This is a genomic window from Propionibacterium acidifaciens (assembly GCF_003798325.1).
GTDB classification, from domain to species: Bacteria; Actinomycetota; Actinomycetes; order Propionibacteriales; family Propionibacteriaceae; genus Propionibacterium; species Propionibacterium acidifaciens.
The window spans coordinates 257,358-279,829 of sequence record NZ_CP033719.1 but is presented as its reverse complement, the minus strand read 5'-3'; the positions used below and the strand labels follow the sequence as shown (position 1 = coordinate 279,829).

Sequence of the window (22,472 nt, the reverse complement as noted above, 5' to 3'; positions counted from 1 at the left end):
TTCGTTTCATGTCAGCCATAAACCTGCTGTCGCATGTCGACCGCGCGACCGGGGAGTCCGTGCGGCGTTACGAGCACGACCATCCCGGGGTAATGCTGCACGTCGACGTGAAGAAGCTCGGCGAACTGGAGTGTTTGGTGTTTTTCGGGCGGTGGGTGGAAGTGATCGTGAGGTGGGGTTGGGTCGTGTCGGTGCCGGGATGCGGTGCGGGGTTTGAGGGGCGGGTCGTTCTCGGGGTCGTCCCGGGGGTCCGGGCCGGTGGCTGGGGTGGCCGGATCGTACGGTCTTGTGGCGCGGGCGGTCGGGGGCCGGGTCGCAGGATGGCGGAGGGAGTACCCCGGTCTCGGCGTTGATGCCGTGACCGTGGAGGGGCGCGCCGGGATCGGACGTCTGAGGGCGGGGCTCCGGGAGGCCCGCGTGGGGAACGGGTTCCTGGAGGGAGCGGTGGTCTTCTTCGCCCGGGGGTCCGGGTGGGCGTGGGACGCCGCCGCATCCGCCGCGGAGGAGGCGACCGCCCCGTCCGGTCCGTGTGCCGGTGGGTGGAGGTATCCGGGTCCGGCTGCTGCGCCCGGCGGAGCCGTCCCGGGTCCTCGACGGCCCGGCGGGGGAGGACCCGGCGGCCGTCATCGTCGGGTTCTTCGACGAGTCTCTGAACGGGCCTGCGGTTGCCGCCGGGTCCGCGCGGGGCCGGCCCGGAGCGGCGTCGAGGCCTCTCGCTCGGCGTGGTCCGCGGGATCGTGGTGGCGGCGGGTCCGGTTGCCCGTCGGCCTCGGGGACGGGCCGGGACGGATCGTGCCGGCGCCGGATCTTCCGGGCCGGCCGGGCCGGCTGGCCGGGGCGTCGTCGCCGCCGCGCCCGGGATGAGGCGGGTGGGCGGCGTCGCGCATGGTCCGGCCCGGCGGGGATTCGCCTACCTGGCGGTCGTCGTGGATTGCTCCCCGGGGGAGGGGTCGTCGGGGGCGCGATCGCCGGTCGCATGCGCGTCGGGCTCGTCGCCGGGGCCTCGGCCGTGGCCGTGCCGGGCCTGTCCGCCGATCCGTGGTGTCGGGGTCCTCCGCTCGGGTCGGGGGGGCTCGATGCGCGTCGGCCGGATGCACGGGGTTCATGGCCGGCCGCGGGGTCCTCCCGTCCGTCGGGCGGGCCGGTGGCTGCTGTGGCAGTGCCGCCGCCGAATCGTTCACCGCGGTCTCGGGGAAGGAACTCGTGAACCGTGGGGTCCGCTCGGCCCGGGACCATGCGATCCGGGACGTGACAGCCCGGACCGGGTCACGATGCGATCACGAGCGTCTCCACTCGGCGATCGACCACCGGACCCCCGACCAAGTCGACACAGAATGGAGACAACAGCACAAGGCAGCAGCCCGAGACCACCCATCAACCACTGCCTAAAAACCCATATCACTCCATGATGGAGTGCCGGACGGTGTTCCCGGAGGACGCGGGGATCGGGCCGACGCCGGCGAGGCCGGCGAAAGCGGCCTCGATCCTGACACGCCCCGGGTGCGACCACGCGGTCAGCGCGACCGCGGCGACGACCGGCCCGATCCCGGGCTGGTGGAGGAGGGCGGCCGCGGGGCCGCGCCGGGCCAGGTCGGTGATCCGCTCGGTGACGTCCCCGAGCTCGTTGTCGAGTGCTGTGACACGCTGGGCAAGCCTGACCGCTCCACCGCGTGCGGTTCGGGTGGCGAGGTCTTCGTTGCGTGTTCTCCACGCGGTGACCGTGACGACCCGCGTGGCGGTGAGCGGGTGGCGTGCGTCGATGCCGGGACCGACCACCCGCAGCAGCGCGGTGAACGCGTCGATCGTCGCGGTGCGCTCGGGCTCATGCGGTCGCGGGAGGCCAGCAGCACCTCGACGGCGGCGCGGAGGCCACCGTCGGCTCGTGGTCCGCGCAGCTGCATGTCCCGGAGCGGGAGCGCCGCGGCGGCAATGCGGCGGGAGTAGTCCACCGAGTCGGACTCGCCGATGCCGTGGTTCGCGCGGGCGTTCATGCGCGGGGCCTCAACGACCGCGTGTCCAGCATCCGATGCGGCACGCGCCAGACGCGCCCCACAGGTGCCAGCACCCAGAGCACACCGGCATCGCCACCGGCGCATCGCGCGGCCCGGGACACGGCGCGTGACAGACCCGCTGCAGTGGCGGGGAACTGCGCCTCATCGACGATCTCACCGATCGGGCGGGCCAGGATCGAGATGGCGTGGTTGCACGGGCGTGGGTGTCCGCACCGATGACGAACGGGCGGGTATGCGCGACGACGGCCATGACGATCGACGCTCCTGTCCTCATGATGGATACGGTCACGGCCGCTGAGCGGCCGGCGCCTGTCCGGGAGGAGGTCACGTCGGGGCGAATCCGTGATGGGCCACGACCTGCGGGGCCGGGCAGTCCCCCGATGAGGTCACCGAACGGAAAAGCACCACGAGCGGGCCAATGGCTTCGAGAATCACACCCGGATCGACACGACCTGCATCCATCCTGACCAGCCGACCCCGGACCAGCCAGGATCACACCCACACACGGCCTCGATGGGCCCGTTGCTGGAGCCGAGGCGCTCGAAGCAGACCAGGATGTCGGCCCGGCGTCTGGCCAGGGCGGTGACCTCGGTCAGCACGGTGGGGGCTGCCTGGCTGATGGAGTCGATGAGGCTGGTCATGACCTAGCGGCTCCGGCGCCGGTCGGGGTGGCGGTAGATGCTGATCGTCTTCTGTTGGACAGCTCAGATGGCCTCGACCTCGACGTGCTCGTCGCGACGGCGGCTCCGGCGGGCGATCGGCCCCTCGAGACGGGGGAGGTCCTGCTGCTCACGTGCCGCGGCGCATTCGTGCTCGCTCTTGCGGGGCTCATCGGGGCCAGCCTGGCTGTCATCGCCATGTCGGTGTCCGTCGCGGTCATCATCCTCGCGCTGTGCTTCGGACTGGGCCAGATGCTCGCCACCATGGTTCCGGCGCTGTTCAGCGGCGGTCGATTCGCCCTCATCGCACCCGACTGGGCGAACACGATCTTGCTCGGCGCTTGGCTGGAATAAGCGGTATGGCATTGAGTGCGCTTCGTTTTAGCAAGAAGTTGCCAGATAGTACCATCCCGTTAGTGCTTTCATCGGATATACCAAAGATAAATTAAATTGTACGTATGAGGGGTTTTGCAAAACTGTTTCTGAAAAATTCTGGTGCGATGACTGTTGTGATGGTCTCGGGGAAGGTGTGGAGGAGTCTTCTGTAGGGGGTGTGTGGTGTGTTCATCGGGTTCTATGGAGTTGACGATTATTCGTTTGACCGGAGCGCGTGGCATGTTGATGGCTGTTTGTGTTGTTTCTGGGTTTCTGTCGGTTCACCGTCGGCGGGTTTTCGTTCCGGGGTGATCATGCCCGGCCCGATGCGGCCATTGTCGGCCATTATCGGGGGTGTCGGGGAAGTGCTTGAGGGGACCGGTGAGTCGGAGGGCTTTTGCGTAGTGGGTCGTGCCCGAGGCCGGGCCCAGGTAGCCAGGCCGGGGTTCCGGTCGGATCGCAGGCGACTTGAAGGGTTGAGGCCGGTGGGGTGGTGTTTGGGTGGAGGCCGGGCTGGTCCTGCTGGGTCCGGCAGGTCACGAGGGTGCCGTCGCACGAATCACAAGGGTTGGGGACGGGTCGAGGTTCTCCACGGCGGGGGCGAAGTCCTCGAGAACCTCGCCCTGGGCGAGGTGTCCACCGGCAGATGGTTTGGGAGATTTGGAGGCTCGGCCTGCGCCGAAGGACTCGGCGAGCTCGCCCTTGGGCGCGGTACGGCGACGGTGGATGATCGTGGCCCGTGTTTCCTGTTGGGTGGTCAGTGTCTGGGGCCTTCCCGTTCTCTACCAGGAACGCGGGTGTGTCTCGATAAGGATCGTGTACAAGACGGCCGTTGTGGCTGCCATGAAAACCTGTTGCAGGACACATGCGAGGGCCTGTCTGGAGATCATCGGGTGTGCTTACCCCAATCATCTCTGCGGCAGAACCCTCCCCGCGCTTCCGACGCCCCGACAGAGACATGGACAACTCATGGAGACAAAGAGTTTTGCGTAACCCTCGTATGCCTAAAGACTATCCCAGTCAAGGATCTCACATATTGATGAAAATTATCCATAAAATAAAATCAAGTATAAGAATAAATAAAACATCAAATTTACTTCCAATAATATTATTATGTAGAGGGTTATGCAAAACTCCTGATTTTAATCTTCGGTGATTCCCGCTCCCGGGCGTGTCGGAACAGACAATGAGGACCTGCCCTGAGACAATAAAGCAACCAATGGCCGAAAATCTCAAAACAGGTCCTCACGTGTATCATACAACAGGTTTCTCCGCGGCCGCAATGGCAGCCTTGTGCACGATCCTCATCGAGACCCACCCTCGTCCCCCGCAGAGAACAGGCAGGCCCCGGGCGCTGACCACCGAACAGGAAATCAGACTCACCCTCGTCTATCACCGACGTAACCGCACCCAGGCCGAGCTCGCCGAGTCCTTCGACGTGGACCAGTCCTCCGTCTCCCGGGCCATCTGCCGGTGGACGCCCCGCTTGGCCGAAGCCCTCGAGGACTTCATCCCCACCGTGGACGACCTCGACTCGTCCCGGACCCTGCTCGTCGACGGCACCCTCGTGCCGTGCTGGAACTGGCGGGACCAGTCCGGCCTGTACTCGGGCAAGCACCACCGCACCGGCCTGAACCTCCAGGTCGCCTGCGACCTGGACGGTCGGCTGGTCTGGGTGTCCGACCCGGCCCCGGGCTCCACCCACGACGCGAAAGCCATCCGGCACACCGGCCTGCTCGACCACTTCCCCGACCCCCCGCCGATGGCCGACAAGGGCTACACCGGGCTGGGCATGATCACCCCGGAACGAAAACCTGCCGGCGGTGAACTCACAGAAACCCAGAAACAGTACAACAAGGCCATCAACACGCTACGCGCCCCGGTTGAACGAGCAATCGCCAACCTCAAAACCTGGCGGACACTCCACACCGGCTACCGAAGACCCCTGCACACCTTCCCCGAAACCATCACGGCCATCATCGCCCTAGAATTCTTCAAAAACAGTTTTGCATAACCCTCGTAGTATGGCTGTCATGAAACAAAATCGTTTCTGGTTTCGCGGAGTGGGAGGTGCTCGAAGTCGTAGTCGAAGGCGCGGCCGGTGATGTATGAGGCGAACGCGCCGAAGGTTTCTTCGGGGATCTCGTGCTGAATGTTCGCGATGTTGCTCTTGGCCGCGTTCCAGACGTGCTCCACCGGATTGTGATCGGGCGCGTACGGCGGCAGATGGATCGGCGTGATGCGCTCCAACAGCTGACCCGGCTCGTACAGGTCGGTCAACGCTTTCGCGTGGTGGAAGCGGGCGTTGTCCAGGACGACCGCGATCTTGCCGGTCTCGGTTTCGCGTTGGAGTCGTTCCAGCGCGAGGATCGTCTGCTCGGTGTTCTGGTTCCCCTCGATCGGGTACAGTTTGACCTTCTTGCTGGTCAGGGAGAGCGCGCCGAAGAAGGACTGGGACGTCTTCTGCCGGTCCACGGACAGTTTGGTGCGCTGCCCTCTGGGGAGCCACATGCGGCGGGTCTCGGCCTCGTGCTCCAAGCGGACCTCGTCTGCCGTGTAGACCTCCCAGCCGGCGTCCAACAGAGCTTTGACTTGGGTCTTCACCTCGGCCATGCGCCGGGTGATGGCTTTCTCGTTGCGGTGCTTGTCGAACGGGTCGGGCAGCTTGAAACTCAGCCCGCACAGGCGCAGGAGCAGCTGGTACGAGGAGTCCGCCTGGTACTCGACGTCGAACATGATCTTCACGACGTCACGTATCGCTGGGACGTCCCAGAACTCGGCGTGGATGCCCGTCTGGGAGGGTGGCTGGGCGAGGATTTTCTTGAGTTCTTGTTTCTGGTCGCGGGTGAGTTTCGCCGCGTTCTGGTTCCCGGCATGGTCGGTCAGGACCGAGCACATCCTGGTGGCCTGCCAGTCGGCCAGCCATTCCTGCACGGTCCGCTCCGTGCGCTCGACCATTTCAGCGATGATGCCCACGTCGACGCCACGGGAGGCGTACAGGATTGCTTCTGCTTTCATCTGCACCAGCACATGATTGTCGGGCCGCTTCTTCCATCTGATCAGGACGGCGGTTTCTTCCAGGGTGACCTCAACCTGCATGCCTCAATCATATCCGAAACAGCACAGGAAATCCACGAAAAATACGGTTTCGTTTCATGTCAGCCATACTTCTTTTTCCTGGATCGCAGGGTTTCTAATATATTCAATACTATTAAGGTAGTGTAAATTGGTTAAATTGGGATTTAAGCATCTTTCTCGAGTCCCTGATGTCGTTTTTCAACAATCCGCTACAGAGTGCGGGTTGGCGTGCGTCAGCATGGTGTCATCATATTTGGGAATATATGTATCTTTGGAGGAACTTAGGAGGTATAGTGAATTGGGGCGGGATGGGATACCTCTTAAGGGGATAACGGATCTTTTGGAGGATCTACAGATTAGTTATAATGTGTTCAATTGTGAGGTGGCTGATTTATTTAAAGATTCGAATATCGGGATATATATTGCACACTGGAATTTTACTCATTGGATTATTATTGAAGGAGCTTCTTCTCGTGGTGTGAGGATTGTAGATCCTCAAAGCGGAAGGCGCTGGGTGTCAATAGAAGACTTTTCACGATTTTTTACTGGAGTCGTTATATCTTTTAAAAAATCAAAGAAAAGGAAGACTACTAATATTTTATCTTCGATAAAAATTTCGTGTGAACGTTTTTGGATCCTTTGTAAAGAACCAGTGCTCGCCAATAAGCGTTCTATAGGACTAGCTATACTTGCTGCTGCAATTGTTCAACTAATTCCTGCTATAGTGGCTGCGTGGACGGGATTTTTGTTCGATAGGGTTCCTTCAGGAGTTTCAAGGAATTGGCTATTTTTTTGTATTATGACTCTAATCTTTTTTCGATCGGGGTCGCTTCTTCTGTAGCTTCGCGTGGAATTCTTTCTGCTCAAATTGGAGGACGAATTAATTATTCCATTGGGGAGCAGGCTATGAAATCCCTTTTGAGATCCCGATTTTCATATTTGGAAACTCGATCTGCAGGAGACATAGTAAACCGCATCTCGAGCATTCAAGTAATTCAAATTCTTGTGTCTGATGTATTACTGAATGCTATTTTTGATTTAATTGCAACCCTTTTTTACGGAGTAATTTTATTACGTGTTTCTATTTTAATTGGAATCATTGTTCTTGGAACGATCTTGTTGTATGTCATTACTCTATTGATTTCTGGTAGCAAGATGTATCAGTTAGCTATGGGTAGTGCTCAAATGGCGAGTATTACGCAAAGTAAGACCGTCCAGATCGCTTCAGCTATGGAAATCATAAAGGTATCACAAGCCGAAGAAAAAGTGTTGAATCAATGGAGAAATAATTTTCTTGACGAAATTAATTATGATATCCGTTACTCATCGTTTCAGTCGTTGATCGCAGCTATTGGTTCATTAATTCAATATTTTCTTCCTCTTTCTGTAACTGTGTATGGCTTGTATTTGGTGTCTATTAACGTTCAATCAATAGGAACGGTTGCAGCGATTAATACTCTATTGGGGTCACTGTTAGGTTCTACATTAAGTATTTCGTATGTCGTTCAACACTTCCTTTCTTCTCGTAGTGCTCTTGATCGTGTTCGAGATATCGTTTCGGCTCCTTGTGAAGATGATGAAGTTGAAAATTTATCTAAAGAAGAAGCTATGGCCGTCATGAAACGAAACCGTATTTTTCGTGGATTTCCTGTGCTGTTTCGGATATGATTGGGACATGCAGGTTGAGGTCACCGGGGAAGAAACCGCCGTCCTGATCAGGTGGAAGAAGCGCGCGGACAATTATGTGTTGGTGCGGATGAAAGCAGAAGCGATCCTGTACGCTTCTCAAGGCGTTGATGTGAGCATCATCGCTGAAATGGTTGAGCGCAGCGTGAAAACCATCCGGGAGTGGCTGACCGGTTGGCGGGACAGCAGGATGTGCTCGGTGCTGACCGGGCATGCGGGGAACCAGAACGCGGCGAAACTCACCCGTGCCCAGAAGGAAGAACTCAAGGCCGTCTTGGCCCAGCCGCCCTCACAGTCCGGGATTGATGCCGAGTTCTGGGACGTCCCAGCGATACGTGACGTCGTGAAGATCCTGTTCGATGTCGAGTACGAGTCAGATTCTTCGTACCAGCTGCTCCTGCGGTTCTGCGGGCTGAGTTTCAAGCTGCCGGACCCGTTCGACAAGCACCGCGACGAGCAGGCCGTCACCAGGCGCATGGTCGAGGTGAAGGCCCAGGTCAAGGACCTGTTGGACGCCGGTTGGGAGGTGTACGCGGCAGACGAGGTGCGCCTGGAGCATGAGGCCGAGACCCGCCGCATGTGGCTCCCGAAAGGACAGCGCACCAAACTGTCCGTGGACCGGAAGAAGACGTCCCAGTCGTTCTTCGGTGCTCTCTCGTTGACCAGCAAGAAGGTCAAGTTGTATCCGATCGAGGGGAACCAGAACACCGAGCAGACAATCCTCGCGCTGGACCGACTTCAACGCGAAATCGACACCGAGAAGATCGCGGTCGTCCTCGACAACGCCCGGTTCCACCACGCCAAGATGCTGACCGGTCTCTACGAGCCCGGTCAACTGCTGGAACGCATCACCCCGATTCATCTACCACCGTATGCGCCCGACCACAACCCGGTCGAGCACGTCTGGAACACGGCCAAGAACAACATCGCGAACATCCAGCGCGAGACCCCCGAAGAAACCTTCGGCGCGTTCGCCTCATACATCACCGGCCGCACCTTCGACTACGACTTCGAACACCTCCCACCCCGCGACACCGAAAACGATCTTGTTTCATGACCGCCATACTTTCTATAAGGAATTAACTGTTTCTTCCATTGGAAAGACTTTTACTGGATCCAACTGTCCAGTGTTCAAGGACGTTTCCTTCAGTCTTCATCCTGGTGAATTTGTTGGGTTGGTTGGAAAAACTGGAGCTGGCAAGACGACTCTTTTACGAATTTTAATTTCTTTGGAAAAAGCAACTGAGGGAGAGATCAAGTTTGATGGATGCAATTTGATTGATTTAAATTTGCGTTCCATTCGGTCTCTATTTGGTGTTGTAGCTCAAGAAAATGCATTTATTCCCGGTACAATTCGAGATAATCTAGAAATTTCTGTACCTGGTGAGATTTGCGACGAGAATATTATGAAGGCTCTTCGAGTGGCTGCACTTGATAAAGAGATCGAAAGAATGCCAATGGGGCTTAACACGTATCTAGGAGAGGGGGGAGGTGGGATTTCTGGTGGACAGCGTCAGAGGCTCTCAATCGCACGGGCTGTGCTTCGATCTCCTTCTGTTCTCGTGCTTGATGAAGCGACCAGTGCGCTTGATACGAAAACTGAACTTGAAATATTTAAAAATCTTAAAAATCTGGGCGTTACTATTATTTGTGCTACGCATCGTGAATCAACGCTTAAAAATGCAGATTTCGTAATGGAGCTTTCCGATGGGAAGTTATTCATCAAAACTCAATGAGGCTTGTCCATAGGAATCGAACCACGATTCGCATAAATCATGTAGTTCGTTTTATCTGATTTTGATGAAGGGAAAAGATATGGTAATGCAGCTCGTTAACGCCACGAAGCGGTATCGGGGTGTTCTCGCGCTGGCGGGGGCTTCTTTCACGGCCGAGGACGGTCGAATCTCATGCCTGGTCGGTCCGAACGGGGCGGGGAAATCCTCGGCCATCAGGGCGATGTGCGGGCTGCTCGTGCTCGACGAGGGCAGCGCATTGGTCGACGGGGCGCCGCTTCCGCTGCACCTCTGCCCGTTGAGGAGCTTGGGCGTTGTGCTCGGCCCGGAGTGCTGGGTTGGCTCCCGCACCGGTTACCAGAGCCTGCTCGGCTTGGCCCTGTCCAATGGGATCACGGCGTCGAGAGTGCGCGAGTGCATGGAGAGGACGGGCATCGCCGATGTTGCGGACCGCAGGGTCGCCGCCTACTCGCTGGGAATGAAGCAGCGGCTCTCGCTGGCCGCCGCCCTGCTCGGTGATCCCTGTAACCTGATCCTAGACGAGCCTCTGAACGGTTTGGATCCCAAAGGGGTGCGTTGGCTGCGCGGGCTCCTGCGCGAGCAGGCTGGCCGGGGACGGGTCGTTCTCCTCTCGTCCCACCTGCTCGACGAGATCGAGACGCTTGCCGACCGGGTCATCGTGCTCGACGGCGGTAGGGTCCTGGCCGAGTGCGGGGCTGACGGGCTGCGGGAGGCCGGCGGCTTGGAGGACTGGTTCTTCGCCGTCACAGAGGAGGCGTCCGATGCCAAAGGCTGATCGTGTCCATGTCGTGGGGGTCACAGCGGAGCGCGTGATGCGCGGCGAGCTGTACCGGGTCGTGACAACGCGCAGTGTCTGGTTCCTCGTGGGGGCCGAACTCCTGATCGTGGCACTCTTCTCCCTCTTGGTCGGTGTTCCTGGTGTACAGACGGCGGTACTCCTGGCCGGGATGCTCGGCGCCGTCATCGCAGGGGCCGAGTACTCCAGTGGGGCGCTTCTGATGACGCTCGTGGCGGTCGGGCGTCGGGGTCTGCTTTTCTGGGCGAGGGTTCTCTGCGCCGTGCTGGCCGCCGCCCTACCGGCCTTCGTGCTCATGGTGGTGCTCGTCCTCGTCCGCAACCCGTACCTGCACTTCGCCCAGGACGGTTCCGGCGGAGCGATCGGCCCCCTCGGGACGGGAGAGGCCCTGCTGCTCGTGTGTCGCGGCGCATTCGTGCTCGCGCTTGCGGGGCTCATCGGGGCCAGCTTGGCCGTCATCGCCAAGTCGGTGTCCGTCGCGGTCATCATCCTCGCGCTGTGTTTCGGACTGGGCCAGATGCTCGCCATCATGGTCCCGGCGCTGTTCAGCGGCGGTCAGTTCGCCCTCATCGCACCCGACTGGGTGAACGCGATCCTGCCCAGCGCGGTCCTCACCCGGTTGCTGGGCGGTGACTTCGCCTCGGGCACGGGTCTGCTCGACGCCCTACCGCTCACCGTCCTGTTGGCCCTGGCATGGTGCCTGCCCTTCGTCCTGTGGGGGCATCACACATTCGTGCGATCCAGCCTCTGACCAACCAGGGCCGTGGTTTCGGAAGTGGGTTGCGCGAGGAGCGACGAGCCGGAGTCCGAGCCCGCCCTGAGCGGGTGAGCCGGGTGCGACCGGTTCTGCGACGGCCTGCTGCGCTGGCATACTTGGTCGAGTTGCACCGGCATCACCCGATGCCCTCGCAGGCGCCGCGGCCCCGGCAGTCCCCGTCACGGGGCGCCGGTGGACGACCCGCCGCGCGGCACGGCGGCCGGTGCCAGGCCCGGTTCGCCGGACAGCAGGCAGTCGACCGCGCCGGTCCTCGGCGAGCGGTCACCACACAGACGCGAAGGAAGACCACGCCCTCATGGCTGAATTCATCTACCAGATGCACGACGTGCGCAAGACCGTCGGCGAGAAGCTCATCCTCGACAACGTCACGCTGTCCTTCTTCCCGAATGCGAAGATCGGCGTCGTGGGCCCCAACGGCGCCGGCAAGTCGACCCTCCTCAAGGTGATGGCCGGCCTCGAGCCCATCAACAACGGCGAGGCCTTCCTGGCCAAGGGCGCCACGGTGGGTCTGCTCCAGCAGGAGCCCCCGCTCACCGAGGGCAGGACCGTCCTCGAGAACGTCCAGGAGGCCGTCGCCGACGTCAAGGGCATGCTCGACCGCTACAACGAGATCAGCGCCGCGCTGGCCGATCCCGACGCCGACTACGACGCCCTGCTCTCCGAGTTGGGCGAGCTGCAGGAGGCCCTCGACCACCGCAACGCCTGGGACGTGGACTCCCAGCTCGAGCAGGCGATGGACGCCCTTCAGTGCCCGCCCCCCGACACGCCCGTCGACGTCCTGTCCGGCGGCGAGCGGCGCCGCGTCGCCCTGTGCAAGCTGCTCCTCGAGCAGCCCGACCTGCTGCTGCTCGACGAGCCCACGAACCACCTCGACGCCGAATCCGTCAACTGGCTCGAGGGCCACCTGAAGAACTATCCGGGCGCCGTCCTGTGCGTCACGCACGACCGGTACTTCCTCGACAACGTCGTGGGCTGGATCTGCGAGGTCGACCGCGGCCGCCTCTACCCCTACGAGGGCAACTACTCGACCTACCTCGAGACCAAGCGCAAGCGCCTGCAGATCGAGGGTCAGAAGGACGCCAAGCGCGCCAAGATCCTCGAGAAGGAGCTCGAGTGGGTGCGCTCCAGCCCGAAGGCCCGCCAGGCCAAGAACAAGGCCCGCCTGGCCCGCTACGAGGAGCTCGCGGCCGAGGCCGAGCGCTTCCGCAAGATCGACACCGGCGAGATCAACATCCCGCCGGGCAAGCGCCTCGGCGCCGAGGTGCTCCGGGCCGTCGACCTGCACAAGGGCTTCGACGACCGTCTGCTCTTCAACGGCCTCGACTTCACCCTGCCACGCGCCGGCATCGTCGGCATCATCGGGCCCAACGGCGTCGGCAAGTCGACCCTGTTCAAGATGATCGTCGGTCAGGAGAGCCCCGACTCCGGCGAGCTGACGGTCGGCCAGACGGTCGAGATCAGCTACGTCGACCAGGGCCGCGCCGGCATCGACCCCGACCGGACCGTGTGGGAGGTCGTCTCCGACGGCCTCGACCACATCAGGGTCGGCGCCTTCGAGATGCCCAGCCGCGCCTACGTCGCCTCCTTCGGCTTCAAGGGCCCCGACCAGCAGAAGCCCGCCGGGGTGCTGTCCGGCGGCGAGCGCAACCGACTCAACCTGGCGCTCACGCTCAAGCAGGGCGGCAACCTGCTGCTGCTCGACGAGCCCACCAACGACCTCGACGTCGAGACCCTTCAGAGCCTCGAGGACGCCCTGCTGGAGTTCCCCGGCTGCGCCGTCGTCATCAGCCACGACCGCTGGTTCCTCGACCGCATCGCCACGCACATCCTCGCCTTCGAGGGCGACGAGGACAACGACCCGAAGTGGTTCTGGTTCGAGGGCAACTTCGCCGACTACGAGAAGAACAAGATCGCTCGGCTCGGCGAGGAGGCCGCCCGGCCCCATGCCAGCCGTCACCGCCGCCTCACCCGCGGCTGAGCTCACCGGCGCCGTCCTCCCGGCGCACCGCGCGGGCCGGCCCCTCGAGGCCGGCCCGCGTTCCGGTCCGGGGCCCAATCCCCCGCGGGCCGGGGCGATTGCTCCAACGTCACACCGTACTTCCCGGCGATGCCGCCCATCCCCCGCGGGTCGGGGAGATCGTGTCGATCGGGGGACTCGTCGCTGTCCATGACGTGCCCGTCCCCCGCGGGTCGGGGCGGTTGCGGACCGATGGCGTCCGCCGCGGGCACGACGGACCCGGTCTCCGCTCCACGGTGTTATCTTGATGCCGAGATGAATGGCCGGGGCGTCGTCCCGCGACCCCCGTGCCCACACATCCCGTCCACATCCCGCGGGGCGCCCGCATCGTGCGGCCCTCCGCAGTCGACACCAGATGCCCGGGAAGAGTCAATGAGTCTGAACAGTTTCGATGCCCGCCACGATCTCGTGGTGGGGGACACCAGCTACGAGGTCTTCCGCGTGAACGCGGTCCCCGGCCACGAGCACCTGCCCTACAGCCTGAAGGTCCTGCTGGAGAACCTGCTGCGCACCGAGGACGGCGTCACGGTGAGCGCCGACGACATCAGGGCCCTGGCCGCCTGGCGGCCCGACGACCAGCCGCACCACGAGATCCAGTACTCGCCGGCCCGCGTCATCATGCAGGACTTCACCGGCGTGCCGTGCATCGTCGACCTCGCCACCATGCGCGAGGCGATGTCCGCACTCGGCGGCGACCCGGCCCGCATCAACCCGCTCAGCACCTCGCAGATGGTCATCGACCACTCGGTCATCGCCGAGCACTTCGGCACCCCGCAGGCCCTGCGGCAGAACACCGACATCGAGTACGGCCGCAACCGGGAGCGCTACCAGTTCCTGCGCTGGGGCCAGGGCGCCTTCGACAACTTCACCGTCGTTCCCCCGGGCACCGGCATCGTCCACCAGGTCAACATCGAGCACCTGGCCCGGGTCGCCTTCACCCGCGAGGTGGACGGCGTCCTGCAGGCCTACCCCGACACCTGCGTCGGCACCGACTCGCACACCACCATGGTCAACGGCCTCGGCGTCATCGGTTGGGGCGTCGGCGGCATCGAGGCCGAGTGCGCCATGCTCGGCCAGCCCGTCTCGATGCTCATCCCGCGCGTCGTCGGCTTCAGACTGAGCGGCGAACTGCCGACCGGCGCCACGGCGACCGACCTCGTGCTCACCATCACCCAGATGCTCCGCGAGCACGGCGTCGTCGGCAAGTTCGTCGAGTTCTTCGGCGAGGGCGTCGCCCGGGTGCCGCTCGCCAACCGAGCCACGATCGGCAACATGAGCCCCGAGTACGGCTCGACCATCGCCGTCTTCCCGATCGACGAGGCCACCCTCGACTATCTGCGCCTGACCGGCCGCGACGAGCAGCAGGTCGCCCTCGTCGAGGCCTACGCCAAGCTGCAGGGCCTGTGGCACGACCCGTCCCGCGAGGCCGAGTACTCCGAATACCTCGAGCTCGACCTGTCGAGCGTCCGCCCCTCGATCGCCGGCCCCAAGCGCCCCCAGGACCGCATCGGCCTCGACGAGGCACAGCGGGTCTTCCGCCGTGATGTCGCGGACCACGTGAGCGAGGCCACCCGGCCCCTCGAGACCGAGATCGACGGCCGGCCGGTGCGCCTCGACAACGGCGCCATCGGCGTGGCGGCCATCACGAGCTGCACCAACACCTCGAACCCCTCGGTCATGATCGCCGCCGGCCTGCTCGCCAAGAAGGCCATCGGGAAGGGCCTGCGCCGCAAGCCCTGGGTCAAGACGACCCTCGCGCCCGGCTCCCAGGTGGTCACCGACTACCTCACCAAGGCCGGCCTCATCGAGCCCCTGGCCGCCCTCGACTTCGACGTCGTCGGCTACGGCTGCACCACCTGCATCGGCAACTCCGGCCCGGTCCTCCCGCAGGTCAGCACCGCCGCCAACGACAACGGCCTGGCCATCACCTCGGTGCTCTCGGGCAACCGGAACTTCGAGGGCCGCATCAACCCCGACGTCACGATGAACTACCTGGCCAGCCCGCCGCTCGTCGTCGCCTACGCGCTCGTCGGCACGATGGACGCCGACCTCACAAGGGAGCCGCTGGGCATCGGCGCCGACGGCGAGCCCGTCCGCCTGGCCGACATCTGGCCGAGCGAGGACGAGATCGAGCAGGTCGTGAGCAGCTGCATCGACCCCGAGATGTACCGGGCCGACTACGCCGACGTCTTCGCCGGCGACGAGCGCTGGCGCAGCCTCGCCACGCCCACCGGCGATCTCTTCGCCTGGGACCCGGACTCCACCTACGTGCGCCGCCCCCCGTACTTCGAGGGCATGCCCGCCGAGCCCGAACCGGTCGAGGACATCACGGACGCCCGCGCGCTCCTCAAACTCGGCGACTCCGTGACCACCGACCACATCAGCCCCGCCGGCGCCATCAGGTCGGACACCCCGGCCGGCCAGTACCTGCTCGAGCACGGCGTGGCACCGCTCGACTTCAACTCGTACGGCTCGCGCCGCGGCAACCACGAGGTCATGATGCGCGGCACCTTCGCCAACATCCGCCTGCGCAACCAGCTCGCGCCCGGCACCGAGGGCGGTTTCACGAGGAACTTCGCCAGGCCGGAGGCGCCGGTCACGACCGTCTACGAGGCCTCGCTCGACTACCGGGCGGCGGGCGTCCCGCTCATCGTGCTGGCCGGCAAGGAGTACGGCTCGGGCAGCTCGCGCGACTGGGCCGCCAAGGGCACGCTCCTGCTCGGCGTGCGGGCCGTCATCGCCGAGAGCTTCGAGCGCATCCACCGCTCGAACCTCATCGGCATGGGCGTCCTGCCGCTCCAGTTCCCCGCCGGCAGCAGCGCCGACTCGCTCGGTCTCACCGGCGAGGAGACCTTCGCGATCAGGGGCGTCGAGGGGCTCAACGACGGCTCGGTCCCGGAGACGATGACGGTCGTCGCCGCCGGACCCGACGGCTCCGAGGTGAGCTTCGACGCCGTCGTGCGCATCGACACTCCCGGCGAGCGCAACTACTACGTCAACGGCGGCATCATGCAGTTCGTGCTGCGCAACCTCGCGCGCGACTGACCCGTCGGCGCCCGGCGCATCCGGGGCCGAGCCGGGACCCTGACGACGACATCGGAAAGGTTGACACGGCGCCCGGCGCATCCGGAGCCGAGCCCCATGTCGCCGGACTGCGACATCGCCGCGACAGCCCTGCGGCATCGTGTCCGTAGGCTCGACTCAGACGGGATGAACGGGAACGGGCGGACGCTCCCCGGGCCCACTCATCCGGTCCCGCCCAGAAGAGAGATCACCGCCCCGGCGCCGCAGAACCGCGGGCGGGCCGACGAAAGGACCACGATCATGTCCCCGATGAACCGCGGCGCGAAGTCCGTCCTCTCCCTCGCCGGCGTCGTGAGCGCCGCGCTGCTGGCCTGCGGCTGCTCGCTCAGCGTCGACGACTCCTCGTCGTCCGCCACGACCGCCTCGACGTCCCAGACCACTGCGAACGCCCCGGTGTCGTCGGCGTCCACGAGCCCGCGCGACACCACCGCGAGCGGGGCGCCCGGCCAGGACGCCGGCATCACCGACCCCGACTGGCTCGACGCCCTCTCGCGGGCCGAGCTCGAGATCTCGGCCGACGACGCCGACGACATCGTGGGCGACGACCAGCTCCTGCGGGTCGCCGTCGACTGCCCGGAGGTCGAGATCACCGGCAGCAACAACACCGTCGTCGCCCGGACGGCCCCCGAGGTGACGGTGACCGGCGCCAACAACACCGTCTACGTGATGGGCGTCATGGAGGTGACGATCAACGGCGCCGGCAACACCATCGTCTGGAGCGGGGACTCCGCCCCCGAGGTGGAGCAGGTCGGTACGGACAACGTCGTCCGCCGAGCCGGGTGAGAGCCGGCCCGGCGGACCGTCGGGGCGGGCCGCGGGGCACACGACGTCCCGCCGCCCGCCCGCCAGGAGGAGCAGCCATGAGCGATGACCAGTCCAGGCGGACGGTCCTGCTCGTCGACGACGAGCAGGCCATCACCGATGCCCTGGCCCCCTGCCTGCGCCGCTGCGGATTCGTCGTCCACGTCGCCCCGGACGGCGAACGGGCCCTTCTCGTGCACGACCGGGTCCGGCCCGACATCGTCGTGAGCGACGTTCTCATGCCCCGCATGGACGGCCGCGAGCTCGTGCGCCGCATCCGCGCCAGGGGAGGGTGGACGCCGATCATCCTGCTCACCCAGATCGACGTCTCCCACGAGTGCTCGGCGGCACTCGACGAGGGCGCCGACGACTACCTGTCGAAGCCCTTCGACCCCCAGGAGCTCGTCTCCCGCATCCGGGCCGTCCTGCGCCGGGCCTCGGGCGCCCCCAGACCGCTGTCGGCCGCCGACAGGGTGACCTGCGGCGAACTCGTCGTCGACCGCGTCGCCCGCAGGTTCTTCCTCGCCGGCCGCGAGCTGTCCCTGACCCCGAAGGCCGCCATGCTGCTCGACTACCTCGTGACGCACCCCGGGGAGCTCCACACCCGTGAGCGCCTGCTCGCGGCGCTGTGGGGCATCGACTTCGCCACCTCGACCCGGGCCGTCGACCACCGCATCCGCGAGATCCGCCGCGTGCTCGGCGACGACCCGCTGGCCCCGCGGTACGTCGAGACGGTGCCCTCGGTCGGCTACCGCTTCATCGGACGGTCCCGCGCGTGAGCCCCGATCCGCTGAGCCCCGGCCGGGACGCCGGCCAGGAGAACGTCGGCCGCGGTCGCCGGGGCCTCGTCCTGCGGCTGGTGCCCGTGCTCGTCGCCGCGCCCGCCGCGCTCGGCTGGTGGCTGGCGGGGGAGCGGCGCGCACTGGTGCTGGCGGTCGGGCTGCCGGTCGTGCTGCTCGCCGCCGGCTCGGCGCTCAGCGCCGTGCTGCTCGCCGACCGCCTGCTGCGCGCCCGTTCCGCGACCCGCGCGGAACGGGCGCGTCGCGACGCCGAGGAGGCTGCCCGCCGTGCGCACCGCCAGTTCCTGCGACGTCTCGACCACGAGCTGAAGAACCCGCTGACGGCCATGCGCGCCGCCGCGAACAGTCTCGATGACGACGGGAGCAGGGCCATCATCGACGCCCAGTCCCTGCGCATGGGACGCCTGCTCAAGGACCTGCGCAGGCTCGCCGAGCTCGAGGTCGCGCCCCTCGAGGCGGAGCAGGTCGACCTGGTCGAGACCGCCCGCGACGCGGTGGCCGCCGTCGAGCAGGACCTGGCCGTCTCCGGGCAGGGGCGCTCCTTCGCGCTGAGCTTCCCCGAGGCGCCCTGGCCGCTGCCCCCCGTGCGCGGCGACGCCGACCTGCTCTACTCGGCGGTGCACAACATGGTGTCCAACGCCGCGAAGTACACCGGCCCGGATGCCCTCATCGAGGTGCGGGGCTCCCAGACCGGGGGATTCGTTGCGCTCGAGGTGGCCGACACCGGCATCGGCATCCCGGCCGAGGAGATCGACCAGGTGTGGGGCGAACTGAGCCGGGCGAGCAATGCGCAGGGCCGGCCCGGACAGGGTCTCGGGCTGGCCCTCGTCGCGACGATCGCCGCCCGCCACGGGGGCAGCTGCTCCCTCAGCTCGCGGCTCGGCGTCGGGACGAGCATCACGATGAGCCTGCCGGCCGACGGGTGAGTCCGCCGGCCGGCGGGATCCGGCGAGCGCCGCTGCTGCGGCGTCCCGGTCCCGTGCCAGCCCCGGGGTCAGCCCTGCCCGGTCACCTTGTTCACGTCGGCGATCATCTGGCTCGCGCTCAACGCGCCCGGATGGGCGATCTGCACGACGCCGTCGGCGTCGATGAACACATGGCTGGGAATGCCCATGACGCCGAACGAGGCGGCGATGCGCGAGCCCTCGTCGGGCACCTGGGTGTACGTCAGCCCGAGCGCGTCGACGTAGCGCTGCACGTCGGAGGAGTCCTCCGACAGGTACAGGCCGATGGCCTCCAGCCCGGCCTCCGCGCCGTGCTGGTAGGCCGCCTCGACGTCGGGCGCCTCGGAGCGGCAGGAGGCGCACCAGCTGGCCTCGAAGACGAGCCAGACCGGACGGCCGCGCAGGGCGCTGAGCGTCACGGTCCGCCCGTCGATCGTCGTCGCCGTGAAGTCCGGTGCCGTCTGGCCGGTCTCGACGAGCCGTCCGGTGCCGCCGCTCACCTGCACGGCGGTGATGGCGTCCTCCTGCGCGTCGCCGTGGTGGTTCACCAGCCACACGCCGGCGATGACGACGCCGGCCGTGACCGTCAGGACGAGCAGCGTGAACAGTGGGCTGCGCCGGAACCTCGTCCAGGCGGACCCCTCCGCCCCGGCCCCCGGTCCCGTGTCGCTGCCGTGACGGTCAGGCATAGGAGTGCAGACCTCCGAAGAAGAGATTGCCCAGGAACGTGAAGATCACCGCCGCGAAACCCAGGATGAGCAGCCACGCGGCCCGTTTGCCGCGCCAGTCGCCGACGACCCGCGCGTGCAGATAGGCGCCGTAGAACAGCCAGGTGACCAGCGACGCGGTCTCCTTCGGGTCCCAGCTCCAGTAGCGCCCCCAGGCCACGTTGGCCCAGATGGCGCCCAGGATGATCATGAGCGTGATGAGGGGGTACGCGATGACGACCGCGTGGTAGCCGAGCTCGTCCAGGCGCTCCTTGCCGGGCAGCCGGACGCGCCCCAGATGGCCGTGCAGCAGGTAGAGCACCGCGGCGGCGAACGAGACGGCGGCGGCGCCGTAGCCGAGGGAGGCCGTGATGACGTGCAGGGGCAGCAGGAAGCCGTTCTGCAGGGCCGGCATGAGTTCGGTGGCCTCGTCGTCGAGGGTCAGCGAGTACAGGCTCAGCGCCAAGCACACCGGCAGCACGGCGAGGGCCAGGACGCGCAGCCTCGTGCGCCACTCGACGACCACCATCGCCAGCATGATGCCCCAGGCGAACGAGACGGCGAACTCGTACTGGTTCGACAGCGGCGCCCGGTGCACGACGATCGTGCGCAGCACCAGGCAGGCCGTGAAGCAGAGGAGCGCGAGTTGGCTGAGCACGGTGGCGTAGTGCGCCAGGCCCCTGCTCCTCGGCCTCGCGAGCTCGGCTGCTCCCCCCTCCCGCGGTGCGCGGTCGTGGTCGTACGGGCGGTCGCGACGACGATCTGGGCGATGAGCGCCAGGGCCACCGCGATCGTGCCCGCGACCAGGCAGTACCGGGAGATCTCAAGCATTGTCGGCGTCCTCCTCGACGGTGTCCCCAAGGCTCGCGGCCATGCGGTCAAGACGGTTCTCGAACGACGTGTCGTGGCGGTCCGGGCAGGCGAACCGCACGAGGGCGCCGCCGGAGGGGTCCTCGCTGATGCGCACCCAGACGCGGCGGTGACGGGCGAACATCGTCGTGCAGATACCGACCAGGAGCAGCCCCGAGCCGACCCACACCCAGGCGGCGCCCGGGTCCCGGGCCACGAGCAGCCCGGCGTAGGCCTTCTCGCGGTTGAAGGTGAACTTCAGCCCGCCGACCGTGCCCTGCGTGCCCTGCTGGACGGTCCCCGAGCCGCGCAGGGTCCGCTCGCCCTCGCCGTAGACCTCGATGCGCACCTGACCGGGCGCCAGCTCGGACGACGTCGCCCCCGAGGCCGCGGCCATCACGTAGACGTCGAGGTGCTGGTCCGGCAGCGTGACCATGCCGTAGGCGTTCTGCTCGTCGTCGGTGGTCCACTGCAGCGGGATCACCTGCGTGGTGATCCCGACGCCATCGGCGTCGGCGATCGTCACGTCGGCGGCCGTGCCGAAGGAGCTCTGGTTGAAGGACACCCCGTCGACGGTGAGCGGGTGGTTGACGCGCACCGACTGGCGGGCCACCTGCTGGTCGCCCCGGTAGACGGCCAGATCGCTGACGTAGTCCTTGGGGGAGCCGTCGTCGTAGTAGCTGTCCTCGAAGGAGATGAGCTCGGCCTGCAGGCCGGTGCCGTGGCCCACGTCGACGCGGCCCTCGAGCGGGATCGTCACGTTCTCGTCGTGGAATCCAGCCGCGCCGGTCAGGGTGAAGCCGACCAGGATGATGATGAAGGCCGCGTGGGCGAGCACAGTGCCGAAGGGCGCGAAGCGGAAGCGGTCGGCGTAGAGCTGGTCGGGGCGCTCCGGGTCGGTCACCACCCGGAAACGGGCCTTCGACAGCATCGACCGGACCCGGTCGTGGGCCTCGTCGACGCTCAGCGGGGTGACCGCCCGGGAGCGCGTGCGGGCGCGGGCGTAGAAGCCCTCGGTGACACGCGTCTTCGGGTGCACCGCATTGCGCCACAGCACGGGGATGCGGTGCACCGTGCAGGCGATGATCGACAGGGCCAGCAGCACGAGCACCGCGAGGTACAGCGGCGAGCTGAACATGTGGAAGAAGCCGATCGTGTCGAGCACGCTCGTCCAGCCGCCGTACTTCGTCCTCGCCTGCTCCAGCCAGGAGTTGTACATGTCGGCGTCGGCGCGCACCGTCGAGTCCGCCTGGTCGATGAGGATGCCGAGCAGGCTCAGGACGCCCATCGCCAGGATCAGGACCAGACCGACCTTCTTGTTGTGGAAGAAGCGGTAGATCGCCCCGAAGAAGTCGCCGATCCCGATCTGGGGCGCCTCCTCGTCGTACTCATCATTCGCTGTCGCCATTGTCTCCCCACCTCGTCATCAGGGGGCCAGGACCGGCAGGTAGCCGGCCAGACGCCCGAACAGGTTCGTGATGATCAGGAAACCCGTCACCGCCAGCAGCGCGCCGCAGACGCGCGAGACCGCCACGTGGTGGCGCCGGAGCCAGCCGAGCCGGTCGCACAGCTTCGAGGCCCCCGCGGCCACCAGGATGAAGGGTATCCCCAGCCCCAGGCAGTAGACGATCATGAGGAGGGCGCCGCGGCCCGCCGAGGAGCTCATCCGGGCGAGCCCGATGATGCCGCCCAGGACGGGGCCGATGCACGGCGTCCATCCCGCGCCGAAGCCGACGCCCAGCAGGAGCGAGGCGAGTCCGGGGCGGGACGACGAGCGCCCGGCGCGCAGCAGCGGCTGACTGCTCCGGTCCAGCGGACCCAGTGGGACGAGGCCGGCGACGTGCAGGCCCAGGAGGATGAGGATCGCCCCGCCGACGGTCCGCAGCACCGCCCGGTGGCCGGCCAGGAGCTCGCTCAGCGCCCCGAGGGACGCCCACAGCGCCATGAACACCGCCGAGAAGCCCAGGACGAAGAGCAGCGCTCCGGTCACCGCCCGCCGTCGCGAGCCCGTCGCGCCGTCGCGCCCCTGGGCCACGTAGCCGATGTAGACCGGCACGATGGGCAGGAAGCAGGGCGACGCGAACGAGACGATGCCCGCGAGCAGCGCGATGGGAAGGGTGACCGGTTCCATG

At 65.5% G+C, this 22,472-nt stretch carries 20 protein-coding genes and 1 pseudogene; 14 read left to right on the top strand and 7 right to left on the bottom strand.

Annotated features, from left to right (window positions below; all coding sequences use genetic code 11):
• Positions 1 to 17: 17 nt before the first annotated feature.
• A pseudogene (locus tag EGX94_RS01215) lies at positions 18 to 128 on the top strand (IS481 family transposase); the annotation flags it as partial.
• Between the two features lie 1,270 nt (positions 129 to 1,398).
• Here the strand turns inward: EGX94_RS01215 and EGX94_RS13570 are convergent.
• Both EGX94_RS13570 and EGX94_RS14195 read right to left on the bottom strand, forming a co-directional pair.
• Positions 1,399 to 1,776, bottom strand: coding sequence for a transposase (locus tag EGX94_RS13570; RefSeq protein WP_021797140.1), 378 nt, complete (start codon positions 1,774 to 1,776; stop codon positions 1,399 to 1,401).
• 667 nt (positions 1,777 to 2,443) lie between these two features.
• On the bottom strand, positions 2,444 to 2,653 hold the full coding sequence (locus tag EGX94_RS14195; RefSeq protein WP_021797139.1) for a hypothetical protein: 210 nt from the start codon (positions 2,651 to 2,653) through the stop codon (positions 2,444 to 2,446).
• Positions 2,654 to 2,707: 54 nt separating this feature from the next.
• On the opposite strand from EGX94_RS14195, the gene EGX94_RS01200 reads away from it, so the two are divergent.
• A complete protein-coding gene (locus EGX94_RS01200) occupies positions 2,708 to 3,025 on the top strand; it encodes a hypothetical protein (protein WP_123825791.1) in 318 nt (105 codons plus the stop codon).
• A 1,303-nt stretch (positions 3,026 to 4,328) separates the two neighbouring features.
• A complete protein-coding gene (locus EGX94_RS01195; protein ID WP_021797142.1) occupies positions 4,329 to 5,060 on the top strand; it encodes an IS5/IS1182 family transposase in 732 nt (243 codons plus the stop codon).
• Positions 5,061 to 5,077: 17 nt separating this feature from the next.
• On the opposite strand, the gene EGX94_RS01190 is transcribed toward EGX94_RS01195, so the two are convergent.
• Positions 5,078 to 6,145, bottom strand: a complete 1,068-nt coding sequence (locus EGX94_RS01190; RefSeq protein ID WP_021797138.1) for an IS630 family transposase — start codon at positions 6,143 to 6,145, stop codon at positions 5,078 to 5,080.
• A 217-nt stretch (positions 6,146 to 6,362) separates the two neighbouring features.
• Between EGX94_RS01190 and EGX94_RS14190 the strand changes: the two genes are divergently transcribed.
• The 11 genes from EGX94_RS14190 (at position 6,363) to EGX94_RS01135 (ending at position 18,766) form a co-directional block, all read left to right on the top strand.
• On the top strand, positions 6,363 to 6,965 hold the full coding sequence (locus EGX94_RS14190; protein WP_404825114.1) for a cysteine peptidase family C39 domain-containing protein: 603 nt from the start codon (positions 6,363 to 6,365) through the stop codon (positions 6,963 to 6,965).
• Complete coding sequence (locus tag EGX94_RS01180; protein ID WP_021797144.1) at positions 6,917 to 7,792, top strand: ABC transporter transmembrane domain-containing protein; 876 nt, start codon at positions 6,917 to 6,919, stop codon at positions 7,790 to 7,792. Before EGX94_RS14190 ends, EGX94_RS01180 begins: the two co-directional genes overlap by 49 nt.
• A gap of 7 nt (positions 7,793 to 7,799) precedes the next feature.
• Complete coding sequence (locus EGX94_RS01175) at positions 7,800 to 8,867, top strand: IS630 family transposase (protein ID WP_081707359.1); 1,068 nt, start codon at positions 7,800 to 7,802, stop codon at positions 8,865 to 8,867.
• Between the two features lie 70 nt (positions 8,868 to 8,937).
• Entirely contained in the window at positions 8,938 to 9,546 is a 609-nt protein-coding gene (locus EGX94_RS01170; RefSeq protein WP_021796919.1) for an ATP-binding cassette domain-containing protein, read from the top strand.
• A gap of 79 nt (positions 9,547 to 9,625) precedes the next feature.
• Positions 9,626 to 10,339 carry an ABC transporter ATP-binding protein gene (locus EGX94_RS01165; protein WP_043120661.1) on the top strand — a complete coding sequence of 238 codons (714 nt, stop codon included), beginning with the start codon at positions 9,626 to 9,628 and terminating at the stop codon, positions 10,337 to 10,339.
• Positions 10,326 to 11,111, top strand: a complete 786-nt coding sequence (locus EGX94_RS01160; RefSeq protein ID WP_021796923.1) for an ABC-2 family transporter protein — start codon at positions 10,326 to 10,328, stop codon at positions 11,109 to 11,111. Before EGX94_RS01165 ends, EGX94_RS01160 begins: the two co-directional genes overlap by 14 nt.
• Before the next feature lie 322 nt (positions 11,112 to 11,433).
• Complete coding sequence (ettA, locus tag EGX94_RS01155; protein ID WP_021796924.1) at positions 11,434 to 13,116, top strand: energy-dependent translational throttle protein EttA; 1,683 nt, start codon at positions 11,434 to 11,436, stop codon at positions 13,114 to 13,116.
• A gap of 411 nt (positions 13,117 to 13,527) precedes the next feature.
• Entirely contained in the window at positions 13,528 to 16,200 is a 2,673-nt protein-coding gene (gene acnA / locus EGX94_RS01150; RefSeq protein ID WP_021796925.1) for an aconitate hydratase AcnA, read from the top strand.
• Positions 16,201 to 16,479: 279 nt separating this feature from the next.
• Entirely contained in the window at positions 16,480 to 17,022 is a 543-nt protein-coding gene (locus EGX94_RS01145; protein ID WP_021796917.1) for a DUF3060 domain-containing protein, read from the top strand.
• A 77-nt stretch (positions 17,023 to 17,099) separates the two neighbouring features.
• On the top strand, positions 17,100 to 17,819 hold the full coding sequence (locus EGX94_RS01140; RefSeq protein ID WP_021796918.1) for a response regulator transcription factor: 720 nt from the start codon (positions 17,100 to 17,102) through the stop codon (positions 17,817 to 17,819).
• Positions 17,816 to 18,766 (top strand): sensor histidine kinase, encoded by a 951-nt coding sequence (locus EGX94_RS01135; RefSeq protein WP_226906037.1) that lies wholly within the window; start codon positions 17,816 to 17,818, stop codon positions 18,764 to 18,766. The genes EGX94_RS01140 and EGX94_RS01135 overlap by 4 nt, the downstream gene beginning before the upstream one ends.
• A gap of 68 nt (positions 18,767 to 18,834) precedes the next feature.
• Here EGX94_RS01135 and EGX94_RS01130 read toward each other — a convergent pair whose 3' ends face one another.
• The 4 genes from EGX94_RS01130 to EGX94_RS01115 all read right to left on the bottom strand — a co-directional run bounded on the left by EGX94_RS01130 (position 18,835) and on the right by EGX94_RS01115 (position 22,471).
• Positions 18,835 to 19,473 carry a TlpA family protein disulfide reductase gene (locus EGX94_RS01130; protein WP_021797978.1) on the bottom strand — a complete coding sequence of 213 codons (639 nt, stop codon included), beginning with the start codon at positions 19,471 to 19,473 and terminating at the stop codon, positions 18,835 to 18,837.
• On the bottom strand, positions 19,466 to 20,149 hold the full coding sequence (gene ccsB, locus EGX94_RS01125) for a c-type cytochrome biogenesis protein CcsB (protein WP_021797965.1): 684 nt from the start codon (positions 20,147 to 20,149) through the stop codon (positions 19,466 to 19,468). Before ccsB ends, EGX94_RS01130 begins: the two co-directional genes overlap by 8 nt.
• A 165-nt stretch (positions 20,150 to 20,314) precedes the next feature.
• A complete protein-coding gene (locus EGX94_RS01120) occupies positions 20,315 to 21,748 on the bottom strand; it encodes a cytochrome c biogenesis protein ResB (protein WP_021797968.1) in 1,434 nt (477 codons plus the stop codon).
• A gap of 18 nt (positions 21,749 to 21,766) precedes the next feature.
• On the bottom strand, positions 21,767 to 22,471 hold the full coding sequence (locus EGX94_RS01115; RefSeq protein WP_021797979.1) for a cytochrome c biogenesis CcdA family protein: 705 nt from the start codon (positions 22,469 to 22,471) through the stop codon (positions 21,767 to 21,769).
• Position 22,472 lies beyond the last annotated feature (1 nt).